Annotated in this window: 16 protein-coding genes; 11 read left to right on the top strand and 5 right to left on the bottom strand. The window is 62.3% G+C overall.

The annotated features are described in order from the left end of the window. The first annotated feature begins 3 nt into the window (after nucleotides 1–3). Nucleotides 4–621: a class I SAM-dependent methyltransferase gene (locus tag FGL95_RS10855; RefSeq protein WP_169586465.1), complete on the top strand. Its 618-nt coding sequence runs from the start codon at nucleotides 4–6 to the stop codon at nucleotides 619–621. 72 nt (nucleotides 622–693) lie between these two features. Here the strand turns inward: FGL95_RS10855 and FGL95_RS10850 are convergent, their stop codons facing one another. Together FGL95_RS10850 and FGL95_RS10845 are read right to left on the bottom strand one after the other, a co-directional pair. Continuing rightward, nucleotides 694–2,292 (bottom strand): flavin-containing monooxygenase, encoded by a 1,599-nt coding sequence (locus FGL95_RS10850; protein WP_169586463.1) that lies wholly within the window; start codon nucleotides 2,290–2,292, stop codon nucleotides 694–696. Beyond that, entirely contained in the window at nucleotides 2,289–2,912 is a 624-nt protein-coding gene (locus FGL95_RS10845; RefSeq protein ID WP_169586461.1) for an SRPBCC family protein, read from the bottom strand. Before FGL95_RS10845 ends, FGL95_RS10850 begins: the two co-directional genes overlap by 4 nt. 242 nt (nucleotides 2,913–3,154) lie before the next feature. On the opposite strand from FGL95_RS10845, the gene FGL95_RS10840 reads away from it, so the two are divergent. Then, nucleotides 3,155–3,787, top strand: coding sequence for a TetR family transcriptional regulator (locus tag FGL95_RS10840; RefSeq protein ID WP_169586459.1), 633 nt, complete (start codon nucleotides 3,155–3,157; stop codon nucleotides 3,785–3,787). Between the two features lie 10 nt (nucleotides 3,788–3,797). Here the strand turns inward: FGL95_RS10840 and FGL95_RS10835 are convergent, their stop codons facing one another. Next, entirely contained in the window at nucleotides 3,798–3,980 is a 183-nt protein-coding gene (locus tag FGL95_RS10835) for a hypothetical protein (RefSeq protein WP_169586457.1), read from the bottom strand. Between the two features lie 296 nt (nucleotides 3,981–4,276). On the opposite strand from FGL95_RS10835, the gene FGL95_RS10830 reads away from it, so the two are divergent. From FGL95_RS10830 to FGL95_RS10790, 9 genes are all read left to right on the top strand, one after another. After that, nucleotides 4,277–5,845, top strand: a complete 1,569-nt coding sequence (locus FGL95_RS10830; protein WP_169586455.1) for a flavin-containing monooxygenase — start codon at nucleotides 4,277–4,279, stop codon at nucleotides 5,843–5,845. Next, nucleotides 5,842–6,738, top strand: a complete 897-nt coding sequence (locus FGL95_RS10825; RefSeq protein ID WP_169586453.1) for an SDR family NAD(P)-dependent oxidoreductase — start codon at nucleotides 5,842–5,844, stop codon at nucleotides 6,736–6,738. The genes FGL95_RS10830 and FGL95_RS10825 overlap by 4 nt, the downstream gene beginning before the upstream one ends. After that, entirely contained in the window at nucleotides 6,735–8,291 is a 1,557-nt protein-coding gene (locus FGL95_RS10820) for a flavin-containing monooxygenase (protein ID WP_169586451.1), read from the top strand. The genes FGL95_RS10825 and FGL95_RS10820 overlap by 4 nt, the downstream gene beginning before the upstream one ends. A 97-nt stretch (nucleotides 8,292–8,388) precedes the next feature. Continuing rightward, nucleotides 8,389–9,225, top strand: a complete 837-nt coding sequence (locus FGL95_RS10815) for a metal-dependent hydrolase (RefSeq protein ID WP_338079832.1) — start codon at nucleotides 8,389–8,391, stop codon at nucleotides 9,223–9,225. Beyond that, entirely contained in the window at nucleotides 9,222–10,487 is a 1,266-nt protein-coding gene (locus FGL95_RS10810; protein WP_169586447.1) for a saccharopine dehydrogenase family protein, read from the top strand. Before FGL95_RS10815 ends, FGL95_RS10810 begins: the two co-directional genes overlap by 4 nt. A gap of 1 nt (nucleotide 10,488) precedes the next feature. Further along, the gene (locus tag FGL95_RS10805; protein WP_338079808.1) at nucleotides 10,489–11,550 is read left to right on the top strand and encodes an alpha/beta hydrolase; all 1,062 of its coding nucleotides are present in this window, start codon (nucleotides 10,489–10,491) and stop codon (nucleotides 11,548–11,550) included. Between the two features lie 27 nt (nucleotides 11,551–11,577). Further along, a complete protein-coding gene (locus tag FGL95_RS10800) occupies nucleotides 11,578–12,339 on the top strand; it encodes a class I SAM-dependent methyltransferase (protein WP_169586445.1) in 762 nt (253 codons plus the stop codon). A 12-nt stretch (nucleotides 12,340–12,351) separates the two neighbouring features. Continuing rightward, the gene (locus FGL95_RS10795; RefSeq protein WP_169586443.1) at nucleotides 12,352–13,035 is read left to right on the top strand and encodes a DUF3108 domain-containing protein; all 684 of its coding nucleotides are present in this window, start codon (nucleotides 12,352–12,354) and stop codon (nucleotides 13,033–13,035) included. A gap of 54 nt (nucleotides 13,036–13,089) precedes the next feature. Then, the gene (locus FGL95_RS10790) at nucleotides 13,090–14,475 is read left to right on the top strand and encodes an AarF/UbiB family protein (RefSeq protein ID WP_169586442.1); all 1,386 of its coding nucleotides are present in this window, start codon (nucleotides 13,090–13,092) and stop codon (nucleotides 14,473–14,475) included. Here the strand turns inward: FGL95_RS10790 and FGL95_RS10785 are convergent. Then, nucleotides 14,469–15,506, bottom strand: a complete 1,038-nt coding sequence (locus FGL95_RS10785; RefSeq protein WP_169586440.1) for a ferredoxin--NADP reductase — start codon at nucleotides 15,504–15,506, stop codon at nucleotides 14,469–14,471. The genes FGL95_RS10790 and FGL95_RS10785 overlap by 7 nt on opposite strands. An 85-nt stretch (nucleotides 15,507–15,591) precedes the next feature. Beyond that, nucleotides 15,592–16,218, bottom strand: a complete 627-nt coding sequence (locus tag FGL95_RS10780) for a TetR family transcriptional regulator (RefSeq protein ID WP_169586438.1) — start codon at nucleotides 16,216–16,218, stop codon at nucleotides 15,592–15,594. Between the last annotated feature and the right edge of the window lie 38 nt (nucleotides 16,219–16,256).

Below are 16,256 nucleotides of genomic sequence, written 5' to 3'. Positions count from 1 at the left end.
GTAATGGGTTTCTACGAAGATCGGATACTCCCCCGAATCGTCGATCTGACCTGCGGTTCGTCGATGCTGGATTCCGTGCGTGAGCGGACTTGCACGGGATTGTCCGGTCGCGTGGTCGAGATCGGCTTCGGATCAGGGCGCAACGCGCCGTTCTATCCGGCGTCGGTGACAGACGTCAGCGCCGTCGAACCCGCGGACCGCGGTTGGGACATGGCAGCCTCGCGGGTGGCCGCCTCGGCCGTTCCCATCGAGCGCGCGGGACTCGACGGACAGTCATTGCCCTTCGAAGACAACAGTTTTGATTCGGCGCTGTCGACGTGGACGCTATGCACCATTCCCGATGTGAAGGCGGCCCTCTCGGAGGTGCGCCGCGTCTTGGTGCCGGGCGGCGCATTCCATTTCGTCGAACACGGTCTCGCACCGGACGCCGCAGTGCAAAAGTGGCAGCACCGGTTCAATCCAGTCCAACGCACGGTTGCGGGCGGTTGCCACCTCAATCGCGACATTCGCGGGTTGATCGAGACGGCCGGATTCGAAATTCGCGATATCGATTGCTTCTACGAGAAGTCTGTACCGAAGACCTGGGGTGCGATGTCCCTCGGTGTCGCGATCGCACCGTGAAACTTAGTCACTTCCGGTCCATCGGGACATCCTGACGCGACCGGTAATCGGGAACGTCAGGATGTCCTGACTCTATTCGAGCACCGATGTGACGTTCACGGTTCCAACCAGGTCCAGCTCATCGGCACCGGAGACGGTGCGCACAGCGCCGGCGGGGACGCGGTACTCGTAGTCGTCGCGGTCGAATCGTGTTGCCCGCCGGTAGGTCTTCAACAACGACCAGGGGCGGATGTACGGGGACTTGCCCTGAGAATTCACGAAGTAGGTGTTGGATCCTTCGCAGCGAGTCTCTAGGTAGTAGGAGAGGTTTCGGCCGCTACGGATCATTTCCTGGTGGAAGCGTTCTTGGGCTTCTGGGCGAACCTCGACCACCGAGGCGCCTCGTCGTCGAGTTTCGTCGATGACGGTCGCGATGTGGCGCATCGCGTTCTCGACGAAGTAGTGGAACGCAGTGCCCGTCCACGAGTACGGACCTACCATGATGAACCGGTTGGGAATGCCTGCCACGGCGGTGCTGTAGTAAGCCTTGAGTTCCTCGCTGTTGTAGAACACGCCGAGGTCGAATCCGTCACGGCCGATGACAGTTTCGGGTTTGTAGCTCTCCGGATCTGAGAACACTTCGTAACCCGTCGCCAGCACGAGGGCGTCGATTTCGCGTTCGGTCCCGTCGGTGCTGCGGATTCCGTTGGGGGTGATCTCCGCGATGCCGTCGGTGACAAGCTCGACGTTGTCGCGGTTGAGGGTCGGCAGGTAGCCACCGCCCGCACCGCCGCGGATGCACACGATGCCGAAATCGGGACGCAGGTGCGGGTGAAGCTCTTTGTCCTTGACCTTGTGTCGTACCCAGCCGGAGTAGGCGTGCCGTCCGGCGAAATCGACCACTCGTGCCGCGCGCTTCCACAGCGGCGCGGGGGTGAATATCGCTACGCGCAACGCCAAGTCGACGACACTTTGGGCAATTCCGTTGACCACTGCCGAACCGCCTGGCAGGGCGAGGAAGCGCTGCATCCACGGACGCAGGACGAAGTCCGGTTTCGGCAGGTAAACCTGCGGGGTGCGTTGGTAGATATCGAGCCGCGCGACCTGTTCGGCGAGCTTGGGTGCGATCTGCATGGTGCTGGCGCCGACACCGATGATGCCGACGCGTTTGCCGGTGAAGTCGTAGTCGTTGTCCCAGGTCGCCGGGTGCATGGAGACGCCGGTGTAGGTGTCGAGGCCGGGGATGTTCGGTCGGGTCTTCGGGTTGATGTATGCGCCGACGGCGCTGATCACGAACCGGGCGGTGATGACTTCCCCGGAATCTAGATGCAACTGCCACACTCCAGCGTTGTCGTCCCATTCCTCACGAACAATGGTGGTGTCGAACTGCATTCGGCGTGGCAGGTCGTAGTCGGCAGCGACATCCTGGAGGTACTCCAGGATCTGGTCTCGTTTGGCGAAGAAGCGGTCCCAGTCGGGTTTGCGCGCAAACGAGAACTGATATGTGGTGGTGGGGATGTCGCAGCCAGCGTCTGGATAGCTATGGGTGTACCAGGTTCCGCCGAGCCCGCCGACGCGGTCCACGATGAGGAAGTCGTCGATCCCGATCTCTTGTAGCTTCACTCCGGCGCAGATGCCGCCGATGCCTGCGCCGATGACTACAACCTCGTGGTGGGGAGTTGTCTGCGTCATTTCCGTTCTCCTGCCGATGCTTTGGTCAGTCGGCTCGGCCGGTGTCCGTTAGTCGTCTGAGTGGGTGGTTCTCGCAGCGCCTCAACGGCAGCGACCCGCCGCTGCATAAGCAAGCCCAGGCCGACTTCGCGATATGCCAAGCGCCACACCGCCGGTGCGTACTTGGTGAACCGGAGTGGCAATCGCAGCGTGACTGCGACATCCCACTTCACATCGGTGCCGCCAGAAGAGTTCGGTGCAAATTCCATGTTCTCGGCGTACTCGCGCACCAGGAGGTACTGGATCCACGTGCCGCTGACAACGCCGAACGTGATGCGCTCCTGTGGCTCGTAGCGCCAAAAGCGTTCCCGCTCAACCCAGAGCGCGCGAACGATGCCGTGAACGCTGCCCATCTCGCGGATGACGCCGACACCGCGCTCGGGTGAGTCGTAGCGAACGCCGACTCCTGGGAACGGCAGCCATTCCCAGGCATGGTCGTCGTCGATGGCTTCCCAAACTGCCTCGACCGACGCGTCGAACGTCCGGCGGACAGTGAAGGTGAGCGAGGCGTTGGCGATGGTGGCGTCGTCGACTTCCGTCGCTGCAGGACGCTGCCTGTGTAGTACGGACATGATTCCCATTCGTGTCTCCGTTGATTGATGGGTCCGTCGGAGTCGAACCGCTCGGCCGACATGACGACACTATCAAGATATTGTCAGTATTTGAATAGCGCTATTCTTACGCCGCCGACTGATTGCCGAACGTTTGCAACCTGACGTTTGGTCGGTTTCTGCGCGCCAGTGGTACGCACGTTAGGGTCATGGGTGTCATCGATCGCGATCGGCGGCTCGACGAAACGGATTGCAGACATCGAAGGAATGGCGTGGCGTCTCGGAAAGCGTTGAGCCGCAACGAATCACGGGAACTGATCCGTGAGGAACTTCTCGATGCCGCCGAGCGGCTATTCATATCGGTCGGATACCACGGCACTTCGGTCGCGGCAATCGTTGCTTCGGCCGGTCGCACAGTGGGTGCGCTCTACAGCAACTTCGCGAACAAGGAAGACATCTGCTTCGAAGTACTCAAACGCCGGGGTACATCCGAACTGTCCAGCGTCGTCGCCGACCTCGCCGGCGCGACGGATGACCTCGACGCACGCGTCGACGTCATCGTCGCCTGGTGGTCACGCCTGTCGAGTGATTCGAATCTGCTCACCCTCGGCGCCGAGTACTTATTGGTGATGTTGCGCGACGCCGAACGACAGGCGGCGGCCCGTGAGGGAATCGAACGGCTGGTCCAGTCGGGTCGGGTCCTGCTCGACGAGCATCTTCCCCTCAGCACGTCGGATGTCGAGTATGACAAGGCGGTGCGCGGCGTCATTGCGACCGCCGCCGGCCTGTCGGTCGCACAAGCAGCTGGAATCGTCGACACCGACGAGTCGAGATCGCTGCTGCTCGACGCCTTTCAACTGCGGATCGCCCGGATACTCGAAGGCTCTCGACCGAAACCGTCGTAAGCCACCGAACTCAGCGCCGCCGGCTCCACGTCGCCCGCCCGGCATTGCGCTGAGCGGATCCGAGCGACCGACGCGTCGCAGCCACTTCTCGTCGGCGAAAGTCGAGGCCGTCGGGATCGTGCATCAACACAAGTGACACCGCCAGCAGGCCTGCGAATGCTGCTGCAACTGGATCGATACTCGAAACGAACATGCGGATCGCACTCCTTTGTGGACACCATCTTCGGACATCCGCCCCACTCCAAGGTCGGGCGATTCCCCAAACTCTAGATGCGATCACTATTCACATAACAGCATTATTTAGCGGAATGTGATGAGTGCCTCGCCGTGCGATGGAGTGCACTGCAGGTCACATTGGTTCCAGATCGGGATTGTGTCGATATTCGGATAATGCTACTCTTTGGATGACGCATTCTTGCTAGGACGACAAGGGAGTCGAACGATGCTTCATCCTTCTGGGTCAAGGGTTTTCATCCGGTGGTGCCGGAGATGACCGCCGCGATACGAGCGCCGCGAGAGGGCGCAGTCGACCACGAGGTACTCATCGTCGGCGCGGGATTCGGCGGTATCGGCACGGGCGTGCAGTTGACCAAGGCCGGGATCGACGACTTCCTCATCGTCGACAAGAACGACGGGATCGGCGGTACCTGGCACGCGAACACCTATCCCGGTGTCGCCGTGGACATTCCGTCGATCTACTACAGCTTCTCCTACGAACCTCCGAAGAAGTGGACGCGCATGTTCGCGCCGGGGGCCGAGGTCAAGCAGTATGCGGAGCAAGTCGTGGATTCCTACAACCTGCGGTCGCGGATCAAACTCGGCGTGACGGTGCAGAGCGCTGTATGGGACGACGACAACCACGTCTGGCGCGTCGGACTGGACACCGGCGAGACCCTCGTCGCGCGCTACATCGTCGGCGCTATCGGCGCGCTCGAGATCCCCCAGCTGCCCGACATTCCCGGAATCGACACCTACGCCGGGAAGGTCGTCCACACCTCGCGGTGGGACCACGACTACGACTACACGGGCAAGCGCATCGCCGGCATCGGAACAGGAGCGACTGCGCTGCAATTGATCCCGGAGCTCGCCGACATCGCCGAGCAGCTGACCGTGTTCCAGCGAACCCCGATCTGGGTCGCACCGAAGCCCGACTTTCCGATTCCTTCGGCGGTCAGCACCGCACTGCTGAACATGCCGGTACTGCGCCGTAGCATCCGCGCCGCGGTCACCGTCGCGATCGACTTCGGCATCACCGGAATCGGGGTATTCCACGAGCGTGTCCCGTTTCTCGCCGAAGCCCTCGAGCGTGGCGGAGCCCGAGGCTACAAGGTCTGGCTGCGCGGCAATCCTGAACTCACGCAGCAACTTACGCCGGAGTACGCCCCCGGGTGCAAACGTCCGTCAGTCTCCAACCGCTACCTGAAGACGTTCACCAGGCCGCACGTCGAGTTGGTCACCACACCGATTCAGAAGATCACCGAGAACGGCGTCGCAACTGAGGACGGGACTGTTCGCGATATCGATGTCCTTGTGTGCGCCACCGGATTCAAGGTCATGGGCAAGGGCACCACTCCCCCGTATCCGATGCGCGGCATCGACGGTCTCGATCTGAACCAGTTCTGGGACGAAAACCGCTTTCAGGCCTACCAAGGCGTCTCGGTGCCGAAATTCCCGAATGCATTCCTGATCACCGGACCGTACGGGTTCGCCGCGGGCTCGTACCTCGCGATGATCGAGTGCACCAGTCGCCACGCGGCGCGAGCAATCGCCGAATCCAAGCGGCGCGGCGCCACGAAGGTGGAGATCAAGCAAGCCGCACACGACGCCTACTACGACAAGTACCGCCGCCGCGGTGAGAAGACGATGTGGCTCTCGCCCGCCTGCGAGGGGTCCAACACGTACTACGTCAACTACCAGGGCGACGCCGCAACCATCCGGCCCAGTACCCACCTCGAAATGTGGTGGGGAAACAAGCATTTCCCGCTGGACAACTATCGCTATTCGGCATTGCTGGCCCAAAGCACACGGCCGCTGGAACTCGAGGAGTCCCGATCATGAAGATCAACCGTTTACAGCCGAAGCTCGTAGTGGTGACCGGTGCGGGTAGCGGAATCGGTCGGGCGATCTCGCTCCGATTCGCCAAACTCGGCGCACACGTTGTCGTCTCGGACATCGACCTCAGGACCGCTGACGAGACGGTCGCCCTCATCGAAGCCAACGGCGACCGTGCGTCATCGGCGCTGCTCGACGTGACCGACCCCGACGCGTGGGAGCGAGTCGCCGCTGACATCCGGGCTAAGTTCGGCGTCGCCGACGTGCTCGTGAACAACGCCGGCCTGGTCGTCGCAGGAGCCTTCCTCGACACGACACCGCAGTCGTGGGACCGCCAGCTCGGGCCGAACCTGATGGGTGTCGTGTACGGCAGCCTCGTATTCGGCAGGCAGATGGCTGAACTCGGCAGAGGCCACATCGTCAACATCGCCTCCGCGGCGTCGTACACACCTGTGCCGGGAACCTCCGCGTATAACGTCTCGAAAGCCGGCGTCCGGATGCTGACCGACTGTCTCCGAGTCGAATTGGGTCCGAAGGGCGTCAGCGCCACGTCGATCTGCCCCGGGCTGATCAACACCAATCTCGGCAATCACGCCGAGACGGTCGGTATCGACGCGAATCTGTTCCAGGATGGAGTTGGAATCCTCGATCGGGTCAGAGATTTCGTCGACACACTGCCGATCTCTCCGCTCAGCCCGGACCTTGTGGCTCGAGCAGCCGTCCGCGGCGTCCGCTTCGACCTCGACGTCGTTCCGGTTCGCACCGAAGCCTGGCTCACCTACGCCATGTATCGCATCGCGCCCTCGGTTACCCGGGGCATCTTGCGGCAGTTCCCCGTCGAACGCCTCGAAGCTGCAGGCGTCCGGCTGATGAGCGTGCTCGATCGGGTGAGCGCATGAACAGCAAGCCACAGTACGAGGTGGCGGTGATCGGTGCCGGACCAGCCGGAATCGCTGCAGGAGCCAAACTGCGCAAAGCCGGGATCGACGATTTCGTCATCCTCGAACGCGCCGACGACGTCGGCGGTAGCTGGAACGAAAATCATTACCCGGGACTGGGCGTCGACGTCCCTGCGCTCGCCTACCAGTACTCGTTTGCGCGCAAGGCCGACTGGAGCCGAATCTTTCCACGCGGTGCGGAGGTCAAGCAGTACCACGTCGACGTCGCAAAACGGTTCGGCCTTTATCCCCGAATCACGTTCGGCGTCAACGTCGAACGCGAAGAATGGAACGACGCCGGCCGCTTCTGGACGCTCCACCTCGACAACGATTCGACGATCACCGCCCGTTTTCTGATCAGTGCCGTCGGCGCGTTCGTTCGCCCCAAGGAAGACGTCGGCATCCCTGGAGCCAAGACCTTCAAAGGCAAAGTGCAACGCCCGAGTTCGTGGGACGACGACTTCGATATGTCAGGCAAGTCCGTCGGCATCATCGGCACGGGCGCCAGTGCAGTGCAGATCGTCCCGACCATCGCGCCGGACGTCAAACACCTCACGGTCTTTCAACGAACGCCGGTGTGGTCGGTCCCGAAACCGGACTTCACCGTTCCCCGTGCGGTACAGCGCACCCTTGCCATCCCTGGCGTGCAGCCTGCATTGCACGGAGTCGCACTCGTGGCGATGGACCTACTCTTCCGCGCGATGGTCAAACCCCCTGCCCGGCTTGTACATCCGGCGATGGACCGGTTCGACGCAACAGCGATCTCGGCGTACCGGCGCTATATCAGACGCGTGGTCAAGGACCCGGCGACGGCGGAACAGCTGACGCCGAACTTCGGACCGCTCGCCAAACGGCCGACCATCTCGTCTGCCTACCTACGGACCTACAACCGCGACAACGTCTCGCTGATCACCGATTCGATCGAGAAGGTCACGCCGACCGGTGTCAAGACGCGCGACGGTGTGCTGCACAAGCTCGACGTACTGATCCTCGCGACCGGCTACGAGGTGTTCTCCGATCCCGAAACCTACCGTCCTGGAACGGTTCTCGGTCGTGACGGCTTCGACCTCGCGAAGTTCTACAACGAGGAGGGCTTGCAGGCGTACGAAAGTGTCTCCGTCCCAGGGCTGCCCAATCGCTGGACCTTGTGCGGCCCGTACTCCTGGACCGGCTCCGGGTGGCATTCGTTCGTCGAAATGACCGCCGATCACGCTGTCCGCGCCATCAAGGAAACACACCGCCGCGGCGCCGACGTGTGCGAGATCCGCAAGGACGCCGCCGAGGCGTACCACGAGAAGATCTACCGCCTGGGCGAATCGCAGCGCTACTACCTGGCCGAACTGAACGCACATGTGCCGACCTACTACCGCAACTCGCAAGGCGACACGACGTATCTGCGACCGCAGGGCTTCTTCGAAGCCAGCCGCGGCAATCGTAAGTACCCGCTCGACGACTACCGCTACGAACGCGTCGCCGAGAAGGCATTGCCGACAACCATTTCCGCTTCCGCCTGAGGAAAGTGAGTTCACCATGTCCGTGACATCGATTCTCCGCAAAGAAAAGACCCCGCTCCGCACGGCGAAGGACACGACCCCACCGAAGGTCCGGCGCATGCGCTTCCGGTTCGGCGAAGCGGCACCGATGGAGCACCTCTTCATCAACGGGAACATCCCGCTCAGCCACGGCTTGGCGCTCGGCAACGCGGCGATCCCGCTGGGTGAGGAAACGATGCTTCGCGCCGTCAAGAAGTTCATGAAAGACATCGACGACCCCGTACTCAAGAAGCGCGTCGTCGGATTCGTCGGCCAGGAACTGGTGCACAGCCAGGAACACGACCGGCTCAACGACGAGCATCTCGCCAATCTGCGGTACCCGGTCGCAAACAGCGTCATGACCGTTCTTCGAGAGGGAACCAAAAGCTTCAAAGCGTTGGTGAAGATCGAAGACTTCGCCGGGGTGAAGCTCCACATGGGTGTGACGGCGATGCTCGAGCACATCACCGCGACTCTCGGTCGTCGGATGTTGTCGAACGAAGAGCTCTACAACATGCCGGGCGCCGATCCAGAGGCCCTGAAATTGCTCACCTGGCATGCGCTGGAGGAACTCGAACACAAGTCGGTGATGTTCGACGCCTACAGGTATGTCGGCGGCTCAGAGATCGCGCGCATCGGCAGCATGGCGGTCGTCGTCGTCGGTCTGTACCCGGTCCTCGGGCCCCTACTGCTGCTCTCGATCCTGCGCGATCGCGATTCCTGGCATCCGCTCATCGTTGCCCGACAAGCCATCGAAGTCGCGCGAGGCCCGCTGCTCAAGGGCCTGCTCGGCGAGCTCGCGGAGTTCATGCGCCCAGGCTTCCATCCCGACGACATCGACACCGAAGACCTCGTCCAGGAATGGCAATTGAAGCTCTTCGGCGCCAACGGTGAACTGGTGGATCGGCTGCGATGACCAACCACGATCGTGAGTTCGACATCGTCGTCTTCGGTGCCACCGGATTCTCCGGGGCGGCGAACGCCCGCTACCTCGCGGCGCATGCACCGACCGACGTGTCGATCGCGCTAGCCGGCCGTAGCTTGCAGAAGCTGCAGAAGATCCGCAGCTCGCTACCCAGCCGGGCTGCGCAGTGGCCGCTGATCGTCGCCGACGTCGATACTCCGTCGACGTTGGACGCCATGGCGGCGCGCACGAAGGTGATCGTCACGAGTGTCGGTCCATGGCTGCGCTACGGTGAGAATCTCCTTGCCGCTGCGGTGAATGCGGGCTGCCACTACCTCGACCTCACTGCCGAAGTCCCGTTCGTTCGATGGTCGATCGACAAGTACCACGAGCAAGCCGTGGCGAACGGCTCGCGGATCATCCATTCCGCCGGATTCGACTCCATTCCTTCAGATCTGCCGGTCTATCTGCTGTACAAGGCTGCGGCACAAGACAATCAAGGCACGCTGACCGACACGACCATGGTGTTGCGCAAGATCGTGGGCTGGGTGTCGGGTGGATCGGTCGATACCGGGCGGGTGTATGCCGAGCAGGCGTTCAAGAAGGGCTTCCTCCGGATGATGCTCGATCCGGATTCCCTTACCGACAGCCCCGATCGGCCAGCTCGACCGCGCACCCGCCAACCGCGGGACATCCGGATCGTGCGTGGTGCCTCGGTGGACCCGTCGCTGAAGGGAACCCTGGCACCGTTCATTGCGTCGTTCTACAACGCTAGGGTCGTGCGCCGCACAAACGCGTTGCTCGACGGCGCGTACGGACCAGAATTCCGGTACAGCGAGGCGCTCTCCGTCACGCAGCGGCCGATCGTGTCGACAGTTGCCGCCGGTGTCATTACTGCTGGTTACGCAATTGGTTTGGGCGCCTTCGCACTTCCCCCGGTCCGTCGGCTTATCGATTTCGCATTGCCGAAGCCGGGATCCGGCCCGGGCGAGACGATCACCGACAACGGTTCACTCACCGTCGAAACCTACACGCGCACAACGACCGGCGCGCGATACGTCGCTCGACTGCAGGCTGACTGCGACCCCGGGTACGTCATGACGTCCATCATGATCGGCGAGTGCGCACTTGCCTTGGTCCGCGACGAAGACCGCCTGCCACCGGCTGCCGGCGTCCTCACAACCGTTGCCGCGTTCGGTGACGTACTTGTCGAGCGGCTCAATGAATCAGACCTGATCCACCTGGAATGCGAACGACTCGACGCGAGGAAATGACGTGACCACAGCCCCAGACCTTGCGACCGTGTCGCCGCTCCACCCGCCGGTAGTCGCGGAGCTACCACGCAGATCGAGTCGAACGCTCCGGATCACGCATTCCGTACTGCAGTCCACGATTCGCAAGGCGCTCGACGCGGCGGTGTGGGCCGAAAAGACCAACGTCATCGGTCCGCGGGTGGCGCTCCCGATCACCACGCGGGTTGACCGCTTGCTGCTGCCGCTGCGCCCACGGCGGGGAACCCAGTTGCGAATGGTCGAGTTCCCGCAGTTCCGTGCGGAGTGGGTGTGGGACAAGAGCGTTGCCGACCCCGCCATCGACAAGGGCAGCGCGATCATCTATTTTCACGGCGGCGGGCTGCTGGCGTGTGGGCTGAACTCGCACCGCCGGCTGGTCGCGCGCATCGCCCGAACGTGCGGCGTCCCTCTCCTCAACGTCGACTACCGGCAGATCCCGCAGGCACACGTCACCGAGACGGTCGATGATTGCGTGGACGCCTACCGATACCTGTTGGACCAGGGCTTCCCTGCGGAGCGCATCATTGTCATGGGCGATTCCGCCGGGGGTGGTTTGTCTTTCTCGCTAGCGATGGCTACTCGGGACCGAAATCTGCCGTTGCCGGCCGCTGTCGTCGCGATGTCGCCGTGGGCGAATTACGACTCGACGATCCGGCAAACCCATCCGAACAACCCGGTCGACGCGCTGATCTCCGCAGACGGCTATGCATTGCCCGCGAAATGGGGCATCGCCGTCGACGGTGAACTGGATCCGGCGTGGTCACCTGTCAACGGCAGCTTCCACGGGCTCCCGCCGGCTCTGATACACGTCGGGTCGACCGAAGTGCTGCTCTCGGATGCCGAACTCCTCGCGGCGCGCTGCGCCGAAGGCGGTGTGCCGCTCAAACTTCAGATCTGGGACAACGCCTTTCACGTCTTCCAGATTGCCGCCGACCTGCTGCCCGACGCGCGGGATGCGATCGAGGAAGTCGCGACGTTCGTGCGGCGCATTCTCGATGCCGAGGCTGTGCGACCGTCGATCTGGTCGGTCAAATCCACTGCCTGACAATACTTCTCGACGAAAGAGACCACCATGACCCGCATAGCATCGCCCACACCCGTCAGCCGCACGGCTGAGCTGCTCGACCCAACCCGATGCCGGGGTGCCGCAGTCTCTCGCGACGGCTACCTCGACACGCTCGGCGAAACGGCGCCGCCGACCCGCAGCTTCGCGCAGCGCCTCATGCGCACCACCCTCTACTCCACCGGCTATCAGCTGTTCCGACCGATCGGCTATCGCGTCCTTGCCGGCGCGATCGGGTCGAACGCCGACGCCGAACGGGCTCGGATCACTGGGCTCCTGCGCCTGCAGCCTGGCGATACCGTGCTCGATATCGGTTGTGGTCCCGGTAATTTCACCGGCTGGTTCGGAGCGCAGGCGTTTCCCGGCGGCTTGGCCGTCGGCGTCGACGCCTCGCACCAGATGCTGCGCCGAGCAGTTGCCGACAACTCAGGACCAGCAGTCGCCTACGTCCGCGGGGATGCCGAGAAGCTGCCGTTCGCCGACAGCGTCGCCGACGCGGTCAGCTGCCTCGCAGCGCTCTACCTCATCAACAAGCCATTCGACGCGATCGAGGAGATCTTCCGAGTTCTCAAGCCAGGCGGCCGAATCGTGATCCTGACCAGCCTTGCACCGCGGGGAATTCCGGCCAAACCACTCGAAAAGCTCAGCGGTATAACCATGTTCAGCCGCGCAGCCATCACCGGCGGCCTCCGCCAGACCGGTTTCACCGAGATCGGACAGCACACCAGCGGACTCGCGCAAACCGTCTCTGCTGTCAAACCGACCTACTGAGAGGTTCCGATTATGATTACACCGTTCCGCGATCCAGGGATCGCCGATGGCGAGAAGTCCGTCTACTCGATCAAGGTGGGCGATGCCCCCGCGACAGGCCAGCTAACGAGCATCGTCGAACACGACGGCGATGAGGCCTACGTCGCCTCGATCAACACCGGTTCCGACGATCAATACAGCATGAAGGTCGAGCAGCGGATCCAGCGATCCAAGGGGTCGCTCGTGATGGAGAGCTACAAAGCGGCATCACTATTCGCGGGCAAAGTCGTCTCACGCGAAGAGGGCTACTTCGTCGACACTCAGCACTTGCAGTTCGGTGGCGAAGTCGGCCCGTTCCCCTCAGGCACGATGCCACTGCTCAGCGCCGCAACACTGCTTCGCGGCCTCGATTTCCAACGTGGTTCGAAGGCCAAATACGATCTATGGCTGGCTTTCTCGGTGGTGTGGCCACTCGAGGTCAAGGTCGAGAAGCGCACGACTATGAAGATCGGGGCCGGATCGTTCGATGCCTGGCAGGTCCGCATCCGGCCGAGCTTCAACCACATCAACGGCCTGCTCGACAAGGTGGTGGCGGGATTCCTTCCGCCGTTCATATTGCACATGGACGCGCACGGATCGCACCGGATGCTCCGGTTCAGCTTCCCCAGCGGACCGCTGCCCTGGAATCCGCGCTGCGTTCTCGAGTTGGAGGCATGACAAACGCCCAGTGCCCGGGGGTATGGTCAGGCGAAACGCAGGCGGAGGTAGCTGGTGGCAGGTCGAGTTCCGAAATCCCGGGTCGCGCGGGGCGGAAAACTTGGCCGATTGGCCGCTGAGCAGGCCGTGCGCGGCGCGGGTACGCGCATATCGATGATCGGCCGGTCCGACCGGGCACGTGCGATCCTTGCGGAACGTTCGACGATGCAAGCCGCCGAACAACTTGTCATGGTCCTCGGCACCATGAAAGGCGCGGCTATGAAGATCGGACAGATGCTGTCCGTGCTCGACCTCGACCTCATACCAGAGTCGCACCGCGAAGTGTTCCGCGAGAAACTCGCGGCACTGCGAGATCAAGCACCCGCGGCGCCGTTTTCCGCAATGCGGAAGGTGATCGAGACCGACCTCGGACCACTGCGCGGTGTATTCCGAGACTTCGACGAGTCCGCCATCGCGGCGGCGTCGGTCGGGCAGGTCTACCGCGCCACACTGCGCGACGGCAGGGCCGTTGCCGTCAAGGTCCAGTACCCGGGTGTGGACGACGCCATTCGTGCCGACATGCGCAATCTCAAGTTCTTCGGCAAGCTCGCCGCGCCGTTCTGGCCGACGTTGAAAGACAACTCCATCTTCGACGAGATCGCGCGAAACCTGGAGAGCGAGCTCGACTACGAGGCCGAAGCGCGCACCCAACATGCCGTCTCGCAGCGGTATCAAGGCCATCCGTTCATCACAATCCCCGACAGTGTCGTCGAGCACTCGTCACCCCACGTCCTGGTCACGGAATTCTTCGACGGAATGCCGTTCGACCGCATGCGCGCGCTGCCGAAGGCCGATCGCAACCACATCGGCGAGTTGATCTACCGCTTCTACATCGGCTCGATGTTCAGCCACAACGAATTCTGCGGCGATCCCCACCCCGGCAACGTCCTTGTGGGAGCCGACGGAATGGTCGCCTTCATCGACTTCGGTCTGTACAACCGGATGGATCCGGTCAACGTCGACTTCGAGCGCGCGCTGTTGCGAGCCGCGTGCGAGGAAGACGCTGATGAGCTGTACCGACTCATGGTCGGACGCGGCATCGTCGATCCGACGTCGAACGTCATACCGGCAGAGTGTCTCGACTATCTACGGTCAGCCGCCGGCTGGCATCTCTTGGACGAACCCCTCACCATCACACCGGAATTGGCTACCGGCGCCCTGATCCTCGCAATCGACCCACGCGCATCCGCAGCACAGTTCACCGGCATACGTCGCCAGCAACTCCCCGCAGAGCACGTGTTCTCCCGTAGAGCCGACTTCTTCACGTTCGGCGTTCTCGGGCAGCTCAATTCGACGAACAACTGGCATCGCATCGCCCGCGAATGGGCGTACGGCGATCCGCCGGCCACCGACATCGGTCGAGCAATCGCGGAGTGGCGAACTGCGACCGGCAATCACTGATCGAACGCGATATAGACCTCATCCGATTCTGGGAGCGTCTGACAGGCGAGCGTGACGCCCATGTCTATGTCTTCGTCGGTCAGCGCGTCGCTCAGCAGCATTCGCGTCTTGCCCTTTCGCACCGAGCACACGCATGTGCCGCAGATGGATTCGCGGCAGACGTACGGGGCGTCGATACCGTTGTCCAGCAACACATCCAACAGTGGCTGATTTTTCGGCCACGCGAACGTGTGGTTCTCGCCGTTGATTTCGACCTCGACAGTCGGGTGGTCACCCCGGGGCGGAGTCGGTTGCGTTGCGGTAGTGCTTGATTCGAAAGGGTTGCTTTCCAGCGAGCGGTACTCTTCGCGCCTGATCCGCTCGGCCGGTACACCGATCGATGACAGGGCAATGTGGGCTTCGCTCATGAAACCTGCTGGTCCGCAGAGGAATACGTCGTCGAAGGTATGCGTGCGGATCTCCGCAGCCAGGCCGTCGACGGTAGGTAGGCCTCGCTCGTCGACTAGCCAATGGACAACGACGAGGCGGTCTGCGTAGGCCTGCTCGAGTTCGGCCAACTGGCGATGAAAGATGGTCGACTCTCGGTTCTGGTTGGCGTACAGAACGATTACTCGGCCGGCGCCGCGAGCGAGAACGGTTTTTGCGATCGACATGATCGGCGTGATTCCACTGCCGGCCGCGCAGAGCAGAACATCACGGTCCAGCGATGCGGGAACGAAAGTTCCCGAAGGCTCGAGGACTTCGAGCGAAGAACCCGGAACAACGTTGTCGCATAACCAGTTCGATGCATATCCGCCCGCCGTGCGCTTGATGGTGACGGCGAGGTGGGGGTCGTGCGGACTCGACGACAACGAGTAGCACCGCGCCACCGATCCGGTTGTGGGACTCGGGATTCGGACGGTGAGAAATTGCCCGCACTCGTAATCGAACCTTGGCGTTACCTCGTCCGATACGTCCAGGACCAAGGTCACCGAGTCGGCAGTTTCCGCGATCACCTCGCGCACCCGTACTTCGTGAACGTAGGCGCTCATCTCGGACCTCTCTACACCCACGACCCCAGATCGGGATCATTTCTAGATATAGATGTTATCCGAATAATGGCACTCTTTCAATTACTCATTTCTGCGACGCGGCCAGCTGACCCATCCACAACTTGAAGGACTTGACCAGCAGGGTCACCGACTCATCGACTCCGATGATCCCGGCCGATTGCGATACGGCCAGGCCGGTGCCAGTGGCGAGAATGGCGTGCATCGCCTCATTTGTGGCCTCCTCTGACGGCGAGACCCCCATCGGCAAGTACTCCTCGGTTATCGCCTGAGCGGATTCGATGAACCGAGAAATCGTTTCCACGGCCTCCGCGCGGCGATCGAGATCTCGAACGATGCTCAGCAGGTACTCGGCGATCAAGTTCACGACGTCGGTCTGCGAGGAAACCCGCCGCCACCAGATCGCGATCGCGTCCAGACGGCCGTCGAAATCGTCCCCCGATGTCGCGAGGGCAGTGATAAGGCTCGACAATTCACCAGCCGACCGACGCTTCAGTACTTCGATGCACAACTCTTCTTTGTTCGCGAAGTTGCTGTAGACGGCGCCGACGGTCCGACCGGCTTCGGCCGCAATCGTGGCGATCGACGTGACGTGATAACCATTGGCAAGAAACAACTTCTCGGCAGCGTCGAGCAGATCCTCACGCGTTTGCGCCTGAGTTTCGGCGCGGGTCAGTACCTTCCGGGCCGCCACGTCGTCCCCCTCTACATATCGATCGCGATACCCACCTA

Origin of the sequence: Antrihabitans stalactiti (assembly GCF_012932915.1) — a bacterium.
Taxonomy (GTDB): Bacteria; Actinomycetota; Actinomycetes; order Mycobacteriales; family Mycobacteriaceae; genus Antrihabitans; species Antrihabitans stalactiti.
This window is presented reverse-complemented; position numbering and strand designations above follow the sequence as displayed.